The 14,285-nt window shown below is 64.1% G+C and carries 9 protein-coding genes; 8 read left to right on the top strand and 1 reads right to left on the bottom strand.

Annotation, left to right across the window (positions count from 1 at the left end):
- The coding region (locus G473_RS0102725; RefSeq protein ID WP_029011836.1) for a type VI secretion system Vgr family protein at nucleotides 1-1,409 on the bottom strand (1,409 nt) is incomplete at its 3' end.
- 739 nt (nucleotides 1,410-2,148) lie between these two features.
- Here G473_RS0102725 and tagH point away from each other — a divergent pair.
- From tagH to tssA, 8 genes are read left to right on the top strand one after another with little or no spacing between them, the layout of a single operon-like run.
- Nucleotides 2,149-3,507, top strand: a complete 1,359-nt coding sequence (gene tagH, locus G473_RS0102715) for a type VI secretion system-associated FHA domain protein TagH (RefSeq protein ID WP_029011835.1) — start codon at nucleotides 2,149-2,151, stop codon at nucleotides 3,505-3,507.
- Nucleotides 3,508-3,538: 31 nt separating this feature from the next.
- Nucleotides 3,539-4,027 (top strand): type VI secretion system lipoprotein TssJ, encoded by a 489-nt coding sequence (gene tssJ / locus G473_RS24755; RefSeq protein ID WP_051329818.1) that lies wholly within the window; start codon nucleotides 3,539-3,541, stop codon nucleotides 4,025-4,027.
- Nucleotides 4,028-4,037: 10 nt separating this feature from the next.
- On the top strand, nucleotides 4,038-5,390 hold the full coding sequence (gene tssK, locus G473_RS0102705) for a type VI secretion system baseplate subunit TssK (protein WP_342665640.1): 1,353 nt from the start codon (nucleotides 4,038-4,040) through the stop codon (nucleotides 5,388-5,390).
- Nucleotides 5,390-6,733, top strand: a complete 1,344-nt coding sequence (gene icmH / locus G473_RS24750; protein ID WP_035705187.1) for a type IVB secretion system protein IcmH/DotU — start codon at nucleotides 5,390-5,392, stop codon at nucleotides 6,731-6,733. Before tssK ends, icmH begins: the two co-directional genes overlap by 1 nt.
- Entirely contained in the window at nucleotides 6,730-10,278 is a 3,549-nt protein-coding gene (gene tssM, locus G473_RS0102695; RefSeq protein ID WP_051329816.1) for a type VI secretion system membrane subunit TssM, read from the top strand. The genes icmH and tssM overlap by 4 nt, the downstream gene beginning before the upstream one ends.
- Entirely contained in the window at nucleotides 10,260-11,783 is a 1,524-nt protein-coding gene (gene tagF / locus G473_RS28915; RefSeq protein WP_051329815.1) for a type VI secretion system-associated protein TagF, read from the top strand. Before tssM ends, tagF begins: the two co-directional genes overlap by 19 nt.
- Nucleotides 11,780-13,144: a serine/threonine-protein kinase gene (locus G473_RS24735; protein ID WP_051329814.1), complete on the top strand. Its 1,365-nt coding sequence runs from the start codon at nucleotides 11,780-11,782 to the stop codon at nucleotides 13,142-13,144. Before tagF ends, G473_RS24735 begins: the two co-directional genes overlap by 4 nt.
- Nucleotides 13,145-13,146: 2 nt before the next feature.
- Nucleotides 13,147-14,283, top strand: a complete 1,137-nt coding sequence (tssA, locus tag G473_RS0102675) for a type VI secretion system protein TssA (protein ID WP_084437588.1) — start codon at nucleotides 13,147-13,149, stop codon at nucleotides 14,281-14,283.
- Nucleotides 14,284-14,285: the final 2 nt, after the last annotated feature.

Genomic DNA, 14,285 nt, shown 5'->3' with positions numbered 1-14,285 from the left:
AACGCGGTCTGTGTTTTCTGGGCGGGTAGGGAAAGGGGGGCGGATGTTTCGGAATTTGGGACCATTCCCAGGATGACGGGGCGGTCGGGATTGCCCTCCATGAAGCCGACGACGACCTCCATGCCGACACGCGGGATGGTCTGGGCGCCGAAGCCTCGTCCGGCCCAGCTTTGGGAGGCGCGGATCCAGCAGGATGAGCGATCGTCGGCGGTGCCACGGCGATCCCAGTAGAACTGCACCTTCACGCGGCCGTAGGCGTCGGTATGGATGTCCTGGCCCTTGGGTCCGACGACGATGGCGGTTTGCATGCCGGGGATGGTGGGGCGCGGCGTCACGCGTTTAGGCACGAAGGGTGTCGATGCCGGGATGCAGGTGAAGCTGTTCTGGTATTGCGTTGTATTGCCGCCGCCGGTCTCATAGCTCTGGTCTCGGGCGGAATGGGTGACCGACAGCACGACATAGGAGCCGTTCTCCGCCAGGACGGGATGCCCGTTCATCTGGAAGCGGCCGATGGGGGCCAGCGTGCGGGCGTCGGACGTTCCCTGGATGGTCTCGCGCTCCACCTCCTCGGCCTGCATGTTCAGCTTGGCGCGGCGCTCGCCATCGCCGGGATCGCCATGCAGTCCGGGAAACTCGAAATGCTCGTGCTGGGGCTGCTGCTGGAAGTTGGAGATGGTGGGGACGGTCTGGTTCAGCCGCAGCTTGCTGGTCTCGAAATTATAATCAGCGATGGTCCAGGCGCTGGCCTGGTAGGAATGGCGGCGTTTCCATTCCTTGATATGGTTGGACAGGGCCGATGTTGCACTGAACGGGATGGTGGGTTCCGCGCCTGACTGATAGGCGCTGGTCTGTGTGGCCAGGACCAGGGTGTGCTTGCCGGGTTCGTGGCGGAAGAAGAAATAGAGCCCGTCCTCCTCCATCAGGCGGCAGACGAAGGCGAAGTCGGTCTCGCGATACTGCACGCAATAGGGCCGCGGCGGCGGGCTGCCAGCCATGGAGAAATCATACTGGCTGTGGCCCATCTCGTCGAAGATGGTGGCCAGGATCTCCAGACTGTTCTTGTTCTGGAAGATGCGGCAATCGCTGGTGCGGGTCAGCAGCCAGAGCCAGGGCAGGACCTCCAGCTCGTAATGGCGCTGGCCGCGCCCAGCGGCATGGCCCGCCGTCAGGCTGGCGACGATGCCGTTGAAGGTGCGATAGGACCCCTCGTTGAGGCGCAGATGCAGGTTGACCGGCTGGGCGATCAGGCTGGCCGGGTCCAGATCGTCGAACCCGGCCCGCACCGTCGCGCGGAAGCTGAACAGGCTGGAAACACCCTCCGTCCCCTCAAACGCTTCCAGCAGCAACTGGTCAGGGCCCAGCGGCGTGTCAATCGACAGCATCCGGTTGATCTGCGTGTATCCGTCCATGTCTGATCCCTGAACCTCAGGCCGATGGATCATTCCCAGAAACTGGATAAGTCATGGAATATTCGCGTTAAGCGGGTTTTGGCAACGCAGCGGATGGGCACTTGGCGACGGCAATTGGGGTACCCCTGAAGGGAGATGATTTGTAAAAGAGCAAATTTCAGCCCTGTATCTTATATTTATTTTATAAAACACGCCATTTGGATGTCGGGGATTCGAACGAATTTTCCTAAATATTATGAAAATTGAATTAAGTTTTCCATTTTAGGAAACTGTATAAAAGTTTCGGGACTTATCAGAAAGGCTAAAAATATTACAATAGTACGCAAAAATAATGAATATTATAATTCACTGATAATTTGTTTTTTTGGAAAATCGGCGAAATGATGGGACCGACAGGATGCTCATCTGTTTCCTGGTCTATAACCATCGGCTGGTAAAGCGGATTTCCACCAGAGGACTGCCCTATCCCGAAAGCGTGTAATCCTGAAGTGGTGATCCAAACTAGTGGATGGTTTGCCTCTTTGTGCTAACTATATAGCAAAAATATGCCTCATGATCATAACACCAAATAGATAATAGTTGCTTAACAGAGCCTGTGATACTCATTTTTCGTGTGAAAGTGACTTTCACTCTATGAGATATATTTCTGAAAACGAAAATTCTCTTAAATGCTATCAAAAGCACCTTTTACTGATCGAATCCCTAATTCCCCAGACGCGCAAATGGCGACGAGGAAGAAATGGCGCTTGTCCTGAAGGTTCTGACAGCCGGTGACAGTTCCCTGACAGAAGGGGAAACCCGCGGCTTCGACGGTGCCAGTTTCAGCATCGGTCGCGGGGCGGAGAATGATTGGATCGTTTCCGATCCAAACCGGCATCTGTCCAAGCAGCATTGCCGGCTGGAGCGGCGTGGCAGTAGCTATTTCATCATCGATACTAGCACCAACGGCGTCTATGTCGGCGATGCCGTCGCTCCGTTGGGCAAGGGCAATACGCAGCCGCTGCGCGATGGCGATGTCGTCAATCTCGGCCCCTGCAGCCTGGGCGTAGCGATCAACGAACCGGTTGCCGCCCAAGCGGCGCCGGCACGGTCGGTCTTCGGCGATGTGCCATCCGGCCTGGACTCCATGATGGACAGCGCGCCCGTCGCCTATGGTGCCGGATCGACCTCCGTCAGCGATATATTGGGCGGTCGCCGGCATATCGGCGATCCGCTGGACTCCCATGACCGCGAAATGGTCGAAAGCCTGCCAGATACCGGGTTCACCCCGTTCGAGATCGGGCCCGGCACGGCGAGCCATTTCGAGCCGCCCGCGGTGCAGCGTGCGGTAATCCCCGTCGATTGGCACGCCGATGATGAAGGTGGGGTGCTAACCGAACCACCTGCCGTTCCGGCGGTGTCGGAGCCGGAGGAGCCGGCTATCGTCCGCCCAGCCTTTTCCCGGCCGACACCGCGTGCAGTTGTGGAGGAGGAGCCGGTCGCGGCCCCAGCACCTAAGCCGGGGGAGGGGCCGGCCGAGCTGTCGGTCGTCGAGCGGCCCAGTGATCCGGTGGAGGCCTTCATGGCCGGCCTGGGTCTGCCGCTGGATGCCCTCGACAATGCTGATCATGCGGCCTTGATGCACAAGGTAGGGCTGGCCTTCCGGGAGGCGGTAGGGGGGCTGCGCGAGTTGCTGGAACTGCGGGCTTTCCTGAAGTCGGAATTCCGCATCGAACATACCCTGCTGCGAGCCAAGGAAAACAACCCGCTGAAATTCTCCGCAAACCTGGATGGCACGCTGGCCGTGCTGATCGGTCGCCGTGTCACCGGCTTTATGGATGCGCCCGAGGCGATCCGTGAAAGCCTGCGGGACATCAAGGCCCATGAGGTGGCGCTGATCGCTGGCATGAAGACGGTGGTAGGCGACGTGCTGGAACAGCTTTCCCCGGAAGCGGTCAGTGCCGATGTCGGCAGTTCCCTGCTGCCGCAGGTCCACAAGGCCCGCTGCTGGGAGAAGTACGAGCAGACCCATCAGCGGATCATGGGGGAGCAATCCTCCGGCCCGCCGCTGGGGGGCAAATTCTCCGCCGCCTATACCAAGCAATTCCGCAGTCTTTGAGCAATCTCTAGCGAGCATAGGCTGAACAGAGATGATCCGATCCCGCCTTCCTACCTTGCCCGTCCTGGGCGTCGCCGTTGCCCTGCTGCTGTCAGGCTGTGCCAGCGACCCGCCGCCGCCGCGTGGAGCCATTCCCATGTATGTGACCAGCGCGCGCGACGTGAATCCAGATAGCCAGGGCCGTCCGGCCCCGGTGGTGGTGCGGGTCTATGGCCTGGCGGCCAAGGACAGCTTCGCCCTGGCCGCCCCCATTCAGCTTCTCCAGCAGGACGCCAAGACTATCGGCGCCGACATGCTGGACCGCCATGAACTGGTGCTGGCCCCCGGCGACCAGAAATTCGTCACCTTGCCGGCCAACGACAAGGTGAATTTTGTGGGCGTGACTGCCGCCTATCGCGGCATCGACAAGGCGAAATGGCGCGAGGTCGTGGCCGTACCGGCGACCGGCACCGTCGTGCTGGACGTCACAGTAGGCGCCAATGGTGTCACGGTGCTGCAGCGCCCGCAAGAAACCAAGTGAGGGGCACCCGATGATGATGTCCGCCAACCGCGTGGTCTGGAACGAGGGCATGTTCCTGAGGGTCCAGCATTTCCAGCAGGCGGATCGCCATGTCGAGCGGCTGGTAGAGGCGCGCACCGCCCCCCTGACCCCCTTCTCGTGGGGCTTCAGCGAACTGGTGATCAATCGGGAACTGATGGGCATCGGCAAGCTCGCCATCGCCTCCGCGCGCGGCATCCTGCCGGACGGCACGCCCTTCTCCATTCCCGACGATGCCGATCATCCGGCGCCGCTGGAGTTGTTCGATAATGTGAAGAACTGCCTGATCTATCTGACTTTGCCGGTGCGCCAGCCCGGAGCGGCGGAAGTGGGTAATCCCAATTCCGAGGATGCCATCACCCGCTATGTCCCTGCCCGGTTCGAGGCGGACGATGCCAATCTGGGCAGCGGCCAGTCAGCGTCGATGGATGTGGCGCGCCTGCGCCTGCGCCTGGCGCCGGAAACCCAGCCATTGTCGGGCTATGAGAAGATTGCCATCGCGCGGGTGGTGGAGGTGCGGTCCGACCGTGCCATCATCCTGGATGAACAGTTCATTGCTCCCACCACGTCCGTCGCGGCGCAGCCGCCGCTGCAGGGTTTCCTGACCGAGATACAGGCCCTGATCCAGCACCGGGCCGAAGCACTGGCGGCCCGCGTCGCCGGCCCCTCATCGGGTGCCAAGGGTGCCGCTGAGATCGCCGATTTCATGCTGCTGCAGACGGTTAATCGGTATGAGCCGCTGCTCCGCCATTATGCGGCCACCGCCCCGATGCTGCACCCGGAACGTTTCTACCGGCTGTGCGTGGAGATCGCCGGTGAACTGGCGACCTTCACGGCGGAGGGCAAGCGCGCCACCGTGTTTCCCGATTACCGGCACGAGGACCTGCAAGGCAGCTTCCGCCCGGTGATGGCCGATCTGCGCGCGTCGCTGTCGGCGGTCCTGGAACAGAATGCGGTGCCCATACCTTTGCAGCCGCGCCGCCACGGCATCAAAGTCGGCGTCATTGCCGACCGGTCGTTGCTGTTCAACGCGAATTTCGTGCTGGCGGTCAATGGCGACATGCCGGTGGAGAGCCTGCGCCGGCTGTTTCCCAACCAGGTCAAGATTGGCCCGGTGGAACAGATCGCCCAATTGGTGAACGTAGCGCTGCCCGGCATCAAGGTCGCTGCCTTGCCGGTGGCGCCGCGCCAGCTTCCCTACCGTTCCGGCCAGGTCTTTTTCGAACTGGACCGCGCCAGCCCGCATTTCAAGCAGCTTCAGACGTCGGGCGGCATCGCCCTGCATCTGGCCGGTGAATTCGCCCAGGTTGAGATGGAGCTTTGGGCCATCAAGGGGAGCGCCTGATGTCCGGCTATGCCAGTTACGGCCAAACCACGCATGAGGAAACCATCATCAAGCCGACACCGGGCGGTCGCCGCCCGTCGTCGGGTGGTGCCACAGCACCGGTGGTGCCGCCGCCGTCAGATTTCGCCGCCAGCGATACGATCGACCTGACGCTGGGTGGGCTGAACCCGGTGGTGGCCGCGGCCGGGCCGCTCCTGAACCTGATCCGTCGTTTGCGGGTGTCAGCCAGCCAGCCCAACATCACCGATCTGCGCGACCGTGTGGCCAACGAGATCAAGACCTTTGAGAAGCGCATCCACGGCACGCCCGTGTCGGCGGAGGCGGCGCGCGCCGCGCATTACGCGCTGTGCGCCACCGTGGACGATGTCGTGCTGAACACGCCCTGGGGCGCCAGCAGCACCTGGGCCCGCTCCAGCATGGTCATCACCTTCCATGTCGACGTGACGGGGGGCGAGCGTTTCTACGACCTACTGAACCATCTTCTGAAGGATGCGGCCAGCAATGCCCATGTCCTGGAACTGATGTATCTCTGCCTGTCGCTGGGGTTCGAGGGACGGCTGCGCATTCTGGCCCAAGGGGCGCTGGAGCATTCCCGCATCCGCGACAATCTCTACCGCACGCTGATGCAGTTGCGGGGTGAACCGGAGCGTGAACTGGCACCGCATTGGCGTGGGGTGGAGGCACCGCACCGGCCGCTGGTGCCGGGTATCGAGTTCTGGACTGTCATGGCGGTGATGCTGATCCTCATCACCCTGATGGCCACCGGTTTCAGCTTCGCGCTGAACGGCCAGTCCGATGCCACGCTGGAGAAGATGGCGACCCTGCCGCCAGCGGGCGCGCCCAGCATCAAGATCGCCGATCCGGCCCCGCCGGTGCAGGCCCAGGCCCGCGATGTCGATCATTTCACCGCCTTCCTGGCGCCAGAGATCAAGGCAGGTCTGGTGTCGGTGGTGGCACAGGGTACGGACACAGTGGTGCGCATCCGCAATGCCGGCATGTTCCCGTCCGGCTCCGCCCAGGTGGAGGGCAGTTACGACGGGCTGCTGACCCGCATCGGCCAGGCGCTGGATACGCGCGCCGGCCAGGTGACCATCACCGGCCATACCGACAATGTGCCCATCCGTACCATCCGCTTCCCGTCCAACTGGCACCTGTCGCAGGCGCGCGCGGAATCCGTGACGGCGGTTATCGCCGCCCATCTGAAGGACCCCGCGCGCCTGAAGGCCCAGGGCATGGCCGATACCCAACCCGTCGCTTCCAACGATGACGAAGCCGGTCGCGAAGCGAACCGTCGCATCGACGTGATCCTGCGCAGCAGCCCGGTGGAAGGATCGCCGCAATGATCACCCAATATCTTCCCATGCAGGTCCAGCCCTATGTGTCGATGCTGGGCCGCCCCTTTCGCGCGCGCTGGGTCTGGTCGCTGATCTGGGCCGTCGGCTTTGCGCTGATCGTCTGGTATTTCGGCGCGCTGGTGGCTATCGGCGATTACCGTCCGCTGGAAAGCGACATGGCGCGCATGGTCGCCTGTGTCGCAATCTTCGTCGTCTGGGCCGCTTTCAACCTTCAGGTCAATTTCAAGGCCCGCAAGACCGATGACCGTATGATGCGCGACCTGACCCAGGCGGGGGAGGCCGACAAACGCGGTGACACGTCGGCCGATGAGCTGCGCCAGTTGCGCGAGCGCCTGATGGAGGCCTTGTCCACCCTGCGCAAGAAAGCCGGTGGCGGCGGCATGGGCCGGTCGCATCTCTACCAGCTTCCCTGGTACATGATGATCGGACCGCCGGGTTCGGGCAAAAGCACGGCCCTGCTGACCTCGGGCCTGAATTTCCCCTTGTCCAACACCATGGGCCGCGACCCGCTGAAGGGTATCGGCGGCACCCGCAACTGCGACTGGTGGTTCACCGACCAAGCCATCCTGCTGGACACGGCCGGTCGCTACACCACCCAGGACAGCGACCCGCAGGCCGACCAGAAGGCATGGCTGGGCTTCCTGGACCTGCTTAAGACCTATCGCACCCGCCAGCCGGTAAATGGCGCCATCGTCGTGATCAGCCTGGCCGACCTGATGTCGCCGGACCCTACCGAGCGCCTGAACCATGCCCGTGCCATTCGCCAGCGCCTGAACGAACTGTATGACAGTTTCGGCATCCGCGTGCCGGTCTATGTGCTGTTCACGAAGGTCGATCTGGTGCCGGGCTTCGTTGAATATTTCGACGGGCTGGGCAAGGCCGACCGTGAGCAGGTCTGGGGCATGACCTATCCGCTGGATGATGGCTCGGCGGAGAATGCTGGCGTTGTCACCCTGTTCCCGCAGGAACTGGAAGCCCTGATCGCGCGCCTGAACGAACGGCTGCTCGAACGGGTGCAGCAGGAAAGCGATATCGACCGCCGCGGTCTGGTGTTCAACTTCCCCAATCAGGTGGCCAGCCTGGGCGACGCCATGCTGGAAGTCTTGACCGAGATCTTCCGGTCCAGCGCCTATGATGGCCGTCCGTTGCTGCGTGGCGTCTATTTCACCAGTTCGGTCCAGCAGGGCATGCCCATTGACCGGACGATGGCCACCATCACCTCGACCTTCGGGCTGGAGCCCGTGCGCTTGCCAGCGCATAACCGCCAGGGCCGCGCCTATTTCCTGAACAAACTGTTCCGCGAAGTGATGTTCGCGGAGGCCGCCGTCGTCAGCCTCAATCCCAAGGAAGAGGAACGCCGCCGCCGCCTGCGCATCGCCGCCTATGCCCTGGCCTTCACGATGCTGGCGGTGATGGCCTACGCCTGGACCACGGGCTATCGCACCAATGAGCGCCAGGTGGCGCAGATCAACGAGCAACTGGCCGACTATGAGAAGGCGGTGGAAGGCATCCCGACGCAGAATGTCGCCGATGACGACCTGCCTCGCGTGGTCAAGCCGCTGGACATCCTGCGCGCCTTGCCCACCGGCCTGACCGAGGAAGGCAAGGATGCGGGTAGCTGGCTGACCTTCGGCCTGTATCAGGGCGATAAGCTGACCGCCGTACATGGCAATGCCTATCATAACGCGCTGAATGGCCTGCTGCTGCCGCGCCTGCTGGTCCGGTTGCAGAACCAGATCCGCGAGCGCCAGGGCGAAGATGATTTCACCGCCGCCGCCTTGCGCATCTATCTGATGCTGGGTAGCCATGGCCCGCTTGACACGACTGCTGTCCGCACCTGGATGGTCAATGACTGGAGCAGCCGCTATCCCGGCCCGTCCAACCAGGCGGTGCGCGACAGCCTTGGCCGTCATCTGAACAGCCTGCTGGCCGGCAACCTGGCGCCCATCGCGTTGGATGCCAACTTGATCGACCAGTCCCGCCGCAGCCTGGAAAAGCTGACCCCGGCCGAGCGTGTCTACGCCCTGGTTCGCCAGCGCGGCGACGTCGCCCAGCAGAAGCAGTGGCTGCCCGTCAACCATGCTGGTGGCACCGGCGAGCGTGTCTTCACCCGCCTGTCCGGCCAGCCGTTGAATGATGGCATTCCGGGCGTCTACACCCGTGAAGGCTTCTACAAGGCCTTCCTGCCGGCACTGGATGCCGTGCAGAAGGAGGTGCAGGAGCAAAGCTGGGTGATGGGTGACAAGGAAGGTCCGGCCGCCCCGCAGATGGAGCAGGTGCGCGCCCGCGTCCTGGAACTCTACTTCGCCGATTATGTCCGGGTCTGGGACGAGATGCTGAACGATATCCGCATCGTGCCGATGGAAGATGTGCAGCAGACCGTCACCGTCCTGAACATGGTCTCCGGTCCCGACATGCCGATGCTGAAGCTGCTGCGCGCGGTGGCGGATGAGACGCGCCTGTCGGTGCCACCCGGCGTCGATCCCAACGATGCGGCGGCCGTGGCGGCTGCGGCGGCCAACGTGCCGGTCGGGGCCAACGGCGTCACCCAGCATTTCCAGCCCATCGCTGATTTCGTGACGCCGGTGGATGGCGCGCCCGCCCGCGTGGAGGATTTGCTGCGCCTGCTGTCCAACGCTTATGAGGAACTGAGTGCGGTTGCCTCCGGCCCCGCTAATGGTCAGCTTGACATGTATGCCCGCGCCTCACGCGGAGGCAGCGGCGGGCCGATCCAGCGGTTGAGTGCCCAGGTGCCGCAACTGCCGCAGCCCGTGGCTGCCTGGGTCGGCGCCTTCTCCGACGGCATATCGCAGCAGTCTGTGGGCGGGGCACGCGCCCAGCTTGCCAACCTGTGGGGTGGGGAGGTTGGCGGTTTCTGCCGGCGGGCCGTGCGGGGCCGCTACCCGTTCGATGCCGGCGCCGACACGGAAATCTCCGTGGGCGACTTCACCCGCCTGTTCGCGCCCAACGGCATGATGGACAAGTTCTTCAACACCCACCTGCGACCGCTGGTCGATACGTCCAGCGCACGGTGGAAGTGGAACCGCGTTGGCGGTACGGGCTTGGGCATTCCCGGCTCTGTGCTGGTCGCCTTCCAGAACGCAGCGCAAATCCGCGACGCTTTCTTCCCCGATGGTGGCCAGTCCCCGAATGTCACCCTGCAGGTGACGCCGATAATGCTGGACCCTAAGGCCACGGGCGTGCGCCTGTCCAGCGGCGGGCAGGAGGTGGAGTACCGCCACGGCCCGCAATGGCCGACCGGCCTGAAATGGCCGGCGGGTGAGGCCGACGGCGTGGCGCGCGTGGTGTTCGAAACGACTTCCGGCACTCCGCAGGGCCTGACCCAAACCGGTCCCTGGGCCCTGTTCCGGCTGGCCGACAAGGGCGGGGTTTCCGCCACGGGCACCGACACGGCCCGCGTCTCCTTCGCCGCCGACGGTCACAACGCCGTTTTCGAGATCCGGTCCAGCACCGCACTCAATCCCCTGGTCCTCAAAGAATTGAGGGAGTTCCGTTGTCCAACCTCGTTCTAAATACCGGCGCTTCGGCGCATGAGCCGGGTTTCTTCGGCAAGATCCCGGCGCGGGGTGACTTCGTCTCGCGCCGGCTGGGGCCGGGGCTGGTGCGTCCGCTTGACGAGTGGCTGCAAGCCTCTATCGCCACCTCGCGCCGCCAGATGGGGGAAGCCTGGCTGCCCTCCTACCTGGAAACCCCGATCTGGCGCTTCGTGTTGGGGCCGGGCGTTTGCGGCGAGACGCCGCTAGCCGGCGTGCTGATGCCGTCCGTCGACCGGGTGGGCCGCTATTTCCCGCTGGTGCTGGCGGCGCCGCTGCCAGGCTGCGTCGCCCCGATCCGCCTGATCGAGACGGCGCGCGGCTGGTTCGATAAGGTGGAGAACCTGGCGCTGTCTTCCCTGGAGGATGGGTTCGTGTTCGAGCAATTCGATCACGCCCTGTCGGCCCTGGGTGCCCCGCCCTATGACACAACGCGCGGTGCGGTCGGCAATCACGGCCTGCGCGTTGGGCTGGAAGGGCAGGGCGGAGGCCCCCTGGCCGACACCTATGGACGGCTGCTGGATCAGGTGCTGATCGGCTTTAATAACAGTTTCAGCCTGTGGTGGACCACCGGTTCCGACCGGGTCGCCTCCTCCCTGCTGATCGCGCCCGGCCTGCCAGCTCCGCAGAACTTCGCCGCCTTCATGGACGGGCATTGGGAGGAATGGGGCTGGGAGCGGCCGGCGGACAGTGTGTTGCATCTGGACGAGACCGCTCTGCCGATCCTGCTGCTGCGTCCCGTGGCACCGATGCCGGCCCATGGCCGTACCCATCCAGGCACCCGTCGTCCCGTGAACCAGGACGCCCTGCTGCTGCGCGAGGAGATCGGGCTGTGGTGCGTGGCCGATGGGCTGGGCGGCCATTCCGATGGCGAGGTGGCCAGCGCTACCATCGTCAACATCCTGGAAAACGTGCTGCCGCCGCTTTCCTATGCTGGCTTCGTGGATGATGTCCGTGACGCGCTGAAGGATGCCAACAGCATGCTGCGCGACCGGGCGCGGCTGCTAGACGACCAGGCGGTGATCGCATCCACAGCCGTCGTGTTGCTGGTCTACGCCAACCGCTTCTCCTGCCTGTGGGCCGGCGATAGCCGCATCTATCTGCTGCGCGATGGGGCGTTGCGCCAACTCACCTCCGACCATGTTGCCGCCGGGCTGGGGAACAACCAGCGTAGCACGATGTTGGTAACCCGGGCTGTCGGTGCCGCTGACGGGTTGGAGGTGGACATGGTGCATGACACGTTGCAGCCTGGTGACCGGTTTCTGCTGTGCAGTGATGGCGTGACCAAGGTTCTCCGCGATGCGGAGATCGGCCAGATCATCACCAGCCTCCCCCCGCGTGAGGCGGTGGATGCGCTGGTGGAGAATATCCTGGTCTCCGGCGCCCCCGACAACCTGACCGCCATCATCGTCGATATCCCGGCCGATGCCGTGCCGGTGAAGATGGAGCAACCGGCCGAACCCGCCGGGGAGGTGGGGGCATGAGCCAAGCTATCCGTGCCTCCGTGCGGGAGGAGGATCAGCCGATGGAGCAGGTTCCCGACGAGATGACCTCGCTGATGCTGGGTGAACCCGTCGTGCCGGACGAGGAAACGTCCCTGCTGCTGGCGCCGCCCGTCATCCCGGACGAGGAAACCTCCCTCCTGCTGGGTCAGAAGCCCGTCATTCCCGACGAACCGACCCTTTGCATGCCTGGGGACGCCTCCCCGCTGGTGGAACCCGTCGAGTTCACCGCCATCAAAGCCACACCCGGGCCGCTGGCCAAGGCCAAGACGCGTGAGGTGGTGGAAACCCATCTTGCCGGCCTGATCGGTGCCATCCGGGCGGAGGCCAGGCGCACCGGGTTGGCTGAGGCGGAAACGGTTGACCTGCTGCGCACGGCGCGCGGCGTGCTGGAACGCTACATTGCCAAATCCATCGACGGGCGGGACGATGAGGCCGGTGAGGCACCGCCCGACAGCAGCGGCTGGTCGCTCGCGCCAGGCGCGGTGATGCTGAACACGTTCAAGGTGCGTACCCTGTTGGCCCGTGGCGGCATGGGTGAGATCTACCGCGTCCGCCACCGCGACCTGAAGACCGATCATGCCATCAAGGTGATCATTCCTTCTTATCGCGATGACCCGCGCATTGTCGGGCTGTTCCATTCCGAAGGGCGATTGCTGCGCAGGGTGCGGCATGAGGCTGTGGTCGATTGCGCCGGGTTGTACCGCGACAATGACGGTCGTTCCATGCTGTTGCTGGAATATGTTGATGGGCCGTCGCTGTCGCAGCTCATTCGGCGCGGACCGCTGCGGCTGTCGGCATTGGAGGCGCTGCTGCGCCGGCTGGCAGGAGGTTTGTCCGCCATCCATGCCGCCGGTCTGGTGCATCGCGACGTGTCGCCGGACAATATCCTGCTGCCCGACGATAATCCGGCGGCTGCCAAGATCATCGATTTCGGGGTGGCTGCGGAACTGCGGGGTGGCGTGACGCCACGCGACGGGCTGGATTTTGCCGGCAAATTTTCCTTCGCCTCGCCCGAACAGCTTGGCATGCATGGCGGGGCCATCGGTGTGGCGTCCGACATCTACAGCCTGGGTCTGGTCATCGCTGCCGCCGCACGCGGCGAGAAGCTGCCCATGGGCCAGACCATGGAACAAGCGGTGGAAGCCCGCAGCGGCGTGCCGCCGCTGGATGCCGTTCCCGACCGGCTGCGCCCGGTGGTGAAATCCATGCTGCATCCCGATCCCAGACATCGCGCATCCGACCTCTCGGCACTGGTGCGTGCCCTGGACAATCCCGCGGCCGTCGCCCAACCCGGCCTGCTATCCCGCCTTTCCGGCCTGTTCGCCAGGGGCAGGGGGTGAGCATGGGCTTTCTCGATCTAGGAAAATTGCTGGCGCCGGTGGAAGGGGAGCGCCCCCCCTGCGGTGTCGACCTGCGCAGCCAGGGCGGCGGTGACGCTGTCTATTATCAATTAAAGGACATGCGGGCCACCGCGCGCGCCGTGGAACGGCGGGCCGACAGTGACGACGAGGCCCAGGCGCCCACCAAGGAATGGCAGCAGATACTGGAAACCGGCAGCACCGTCCTGGCTGAACGGTCCAAGGATATGGAGATCGCCGTCTGGGTGGTGGAGGCGGCAGTACGGCTGGGCGGTTTCGCCGGACTGGCCGACGGGTTCCGGCTGCTGGCGGGCCTGGCTGGGGATTACTGGGACAGCGTGCATCCGGAGCTGGACGAGGATGGTGTGGGCGTGCGTATGGCCGCCGTTGCCGGTTTGAACGGCATTGGCGCGGAAGGCACCCTGATCCAGCCCATCCGCAAGGTGGGGCTGATCCGCACCGATGCCGGTGTGGCGCCCTTCGCTTTCTGGCATTTCGAGCTGGCGCAGCGGACCGTGCAGACGCCGGATACCCGCTCACGCCCCGGTCGCCCGGCGCCCGACACGCCCGACACGCTGCGCCTGCGCATGGCGCAGGTACCGATGGAGGAACGACGGCGGCTGCTGTCCGATATCCGCGCCTGCCGCGATGCATTCACCGCGCTGGATCGGATCCTGTTACAGCGCTGCGGCGCCGAGGGTCCTCCCACCTCCACCATCGCCAATCTGCTGGAAGAGATCGAACGGGCCGCCCTCTACCTTACCGGCTTGGCCGAGGAGGAGGTGACGGCGGAAGCAACGGAGAAGGCCTATGCCGATAACAGCGCCTCGATCTTGGAAACGGATGCACGCGGCACCCCGATCCAGTCGCCGTCTCTGCCGGCCATGACCGGGCCTGAAGGTATTCCCAGCCGGGAGGAGGCATTGCGCCTGCTGGCGGATATCGGCCGCTTCTTTCGCCGTACCGAGCCGCATTCCCCGATCTCCTACACGATCGAGGATTTGGTACGGCGCGGCCAGATGACTTTGCCGGAATTGCTGGCTGAACTGGTCGCCGACCCGGCGGTGCGCAGTGCCATGCTGACGGCGGCTGGAATCAGGGTGCCGCCGCCCCCTTCCTGACC

The sequence above is a fragment of the Niveispirillum irakense DSM 11586 genome (genome assembly GCF_000429645.1).
Taxonomy (GTDB): domain Bacteria; phylum Pseudomonadota; class Alphaproteobacteria; order Azospirillales; family Azospirillaceae; genus Niveispirillum; species Niveispirillum irakense.
The sequence above is the reverse complement of the archived record's forward strand: the minus strand, read 5'-3'. Positions and strand labels throughout refer to the sequence as shown.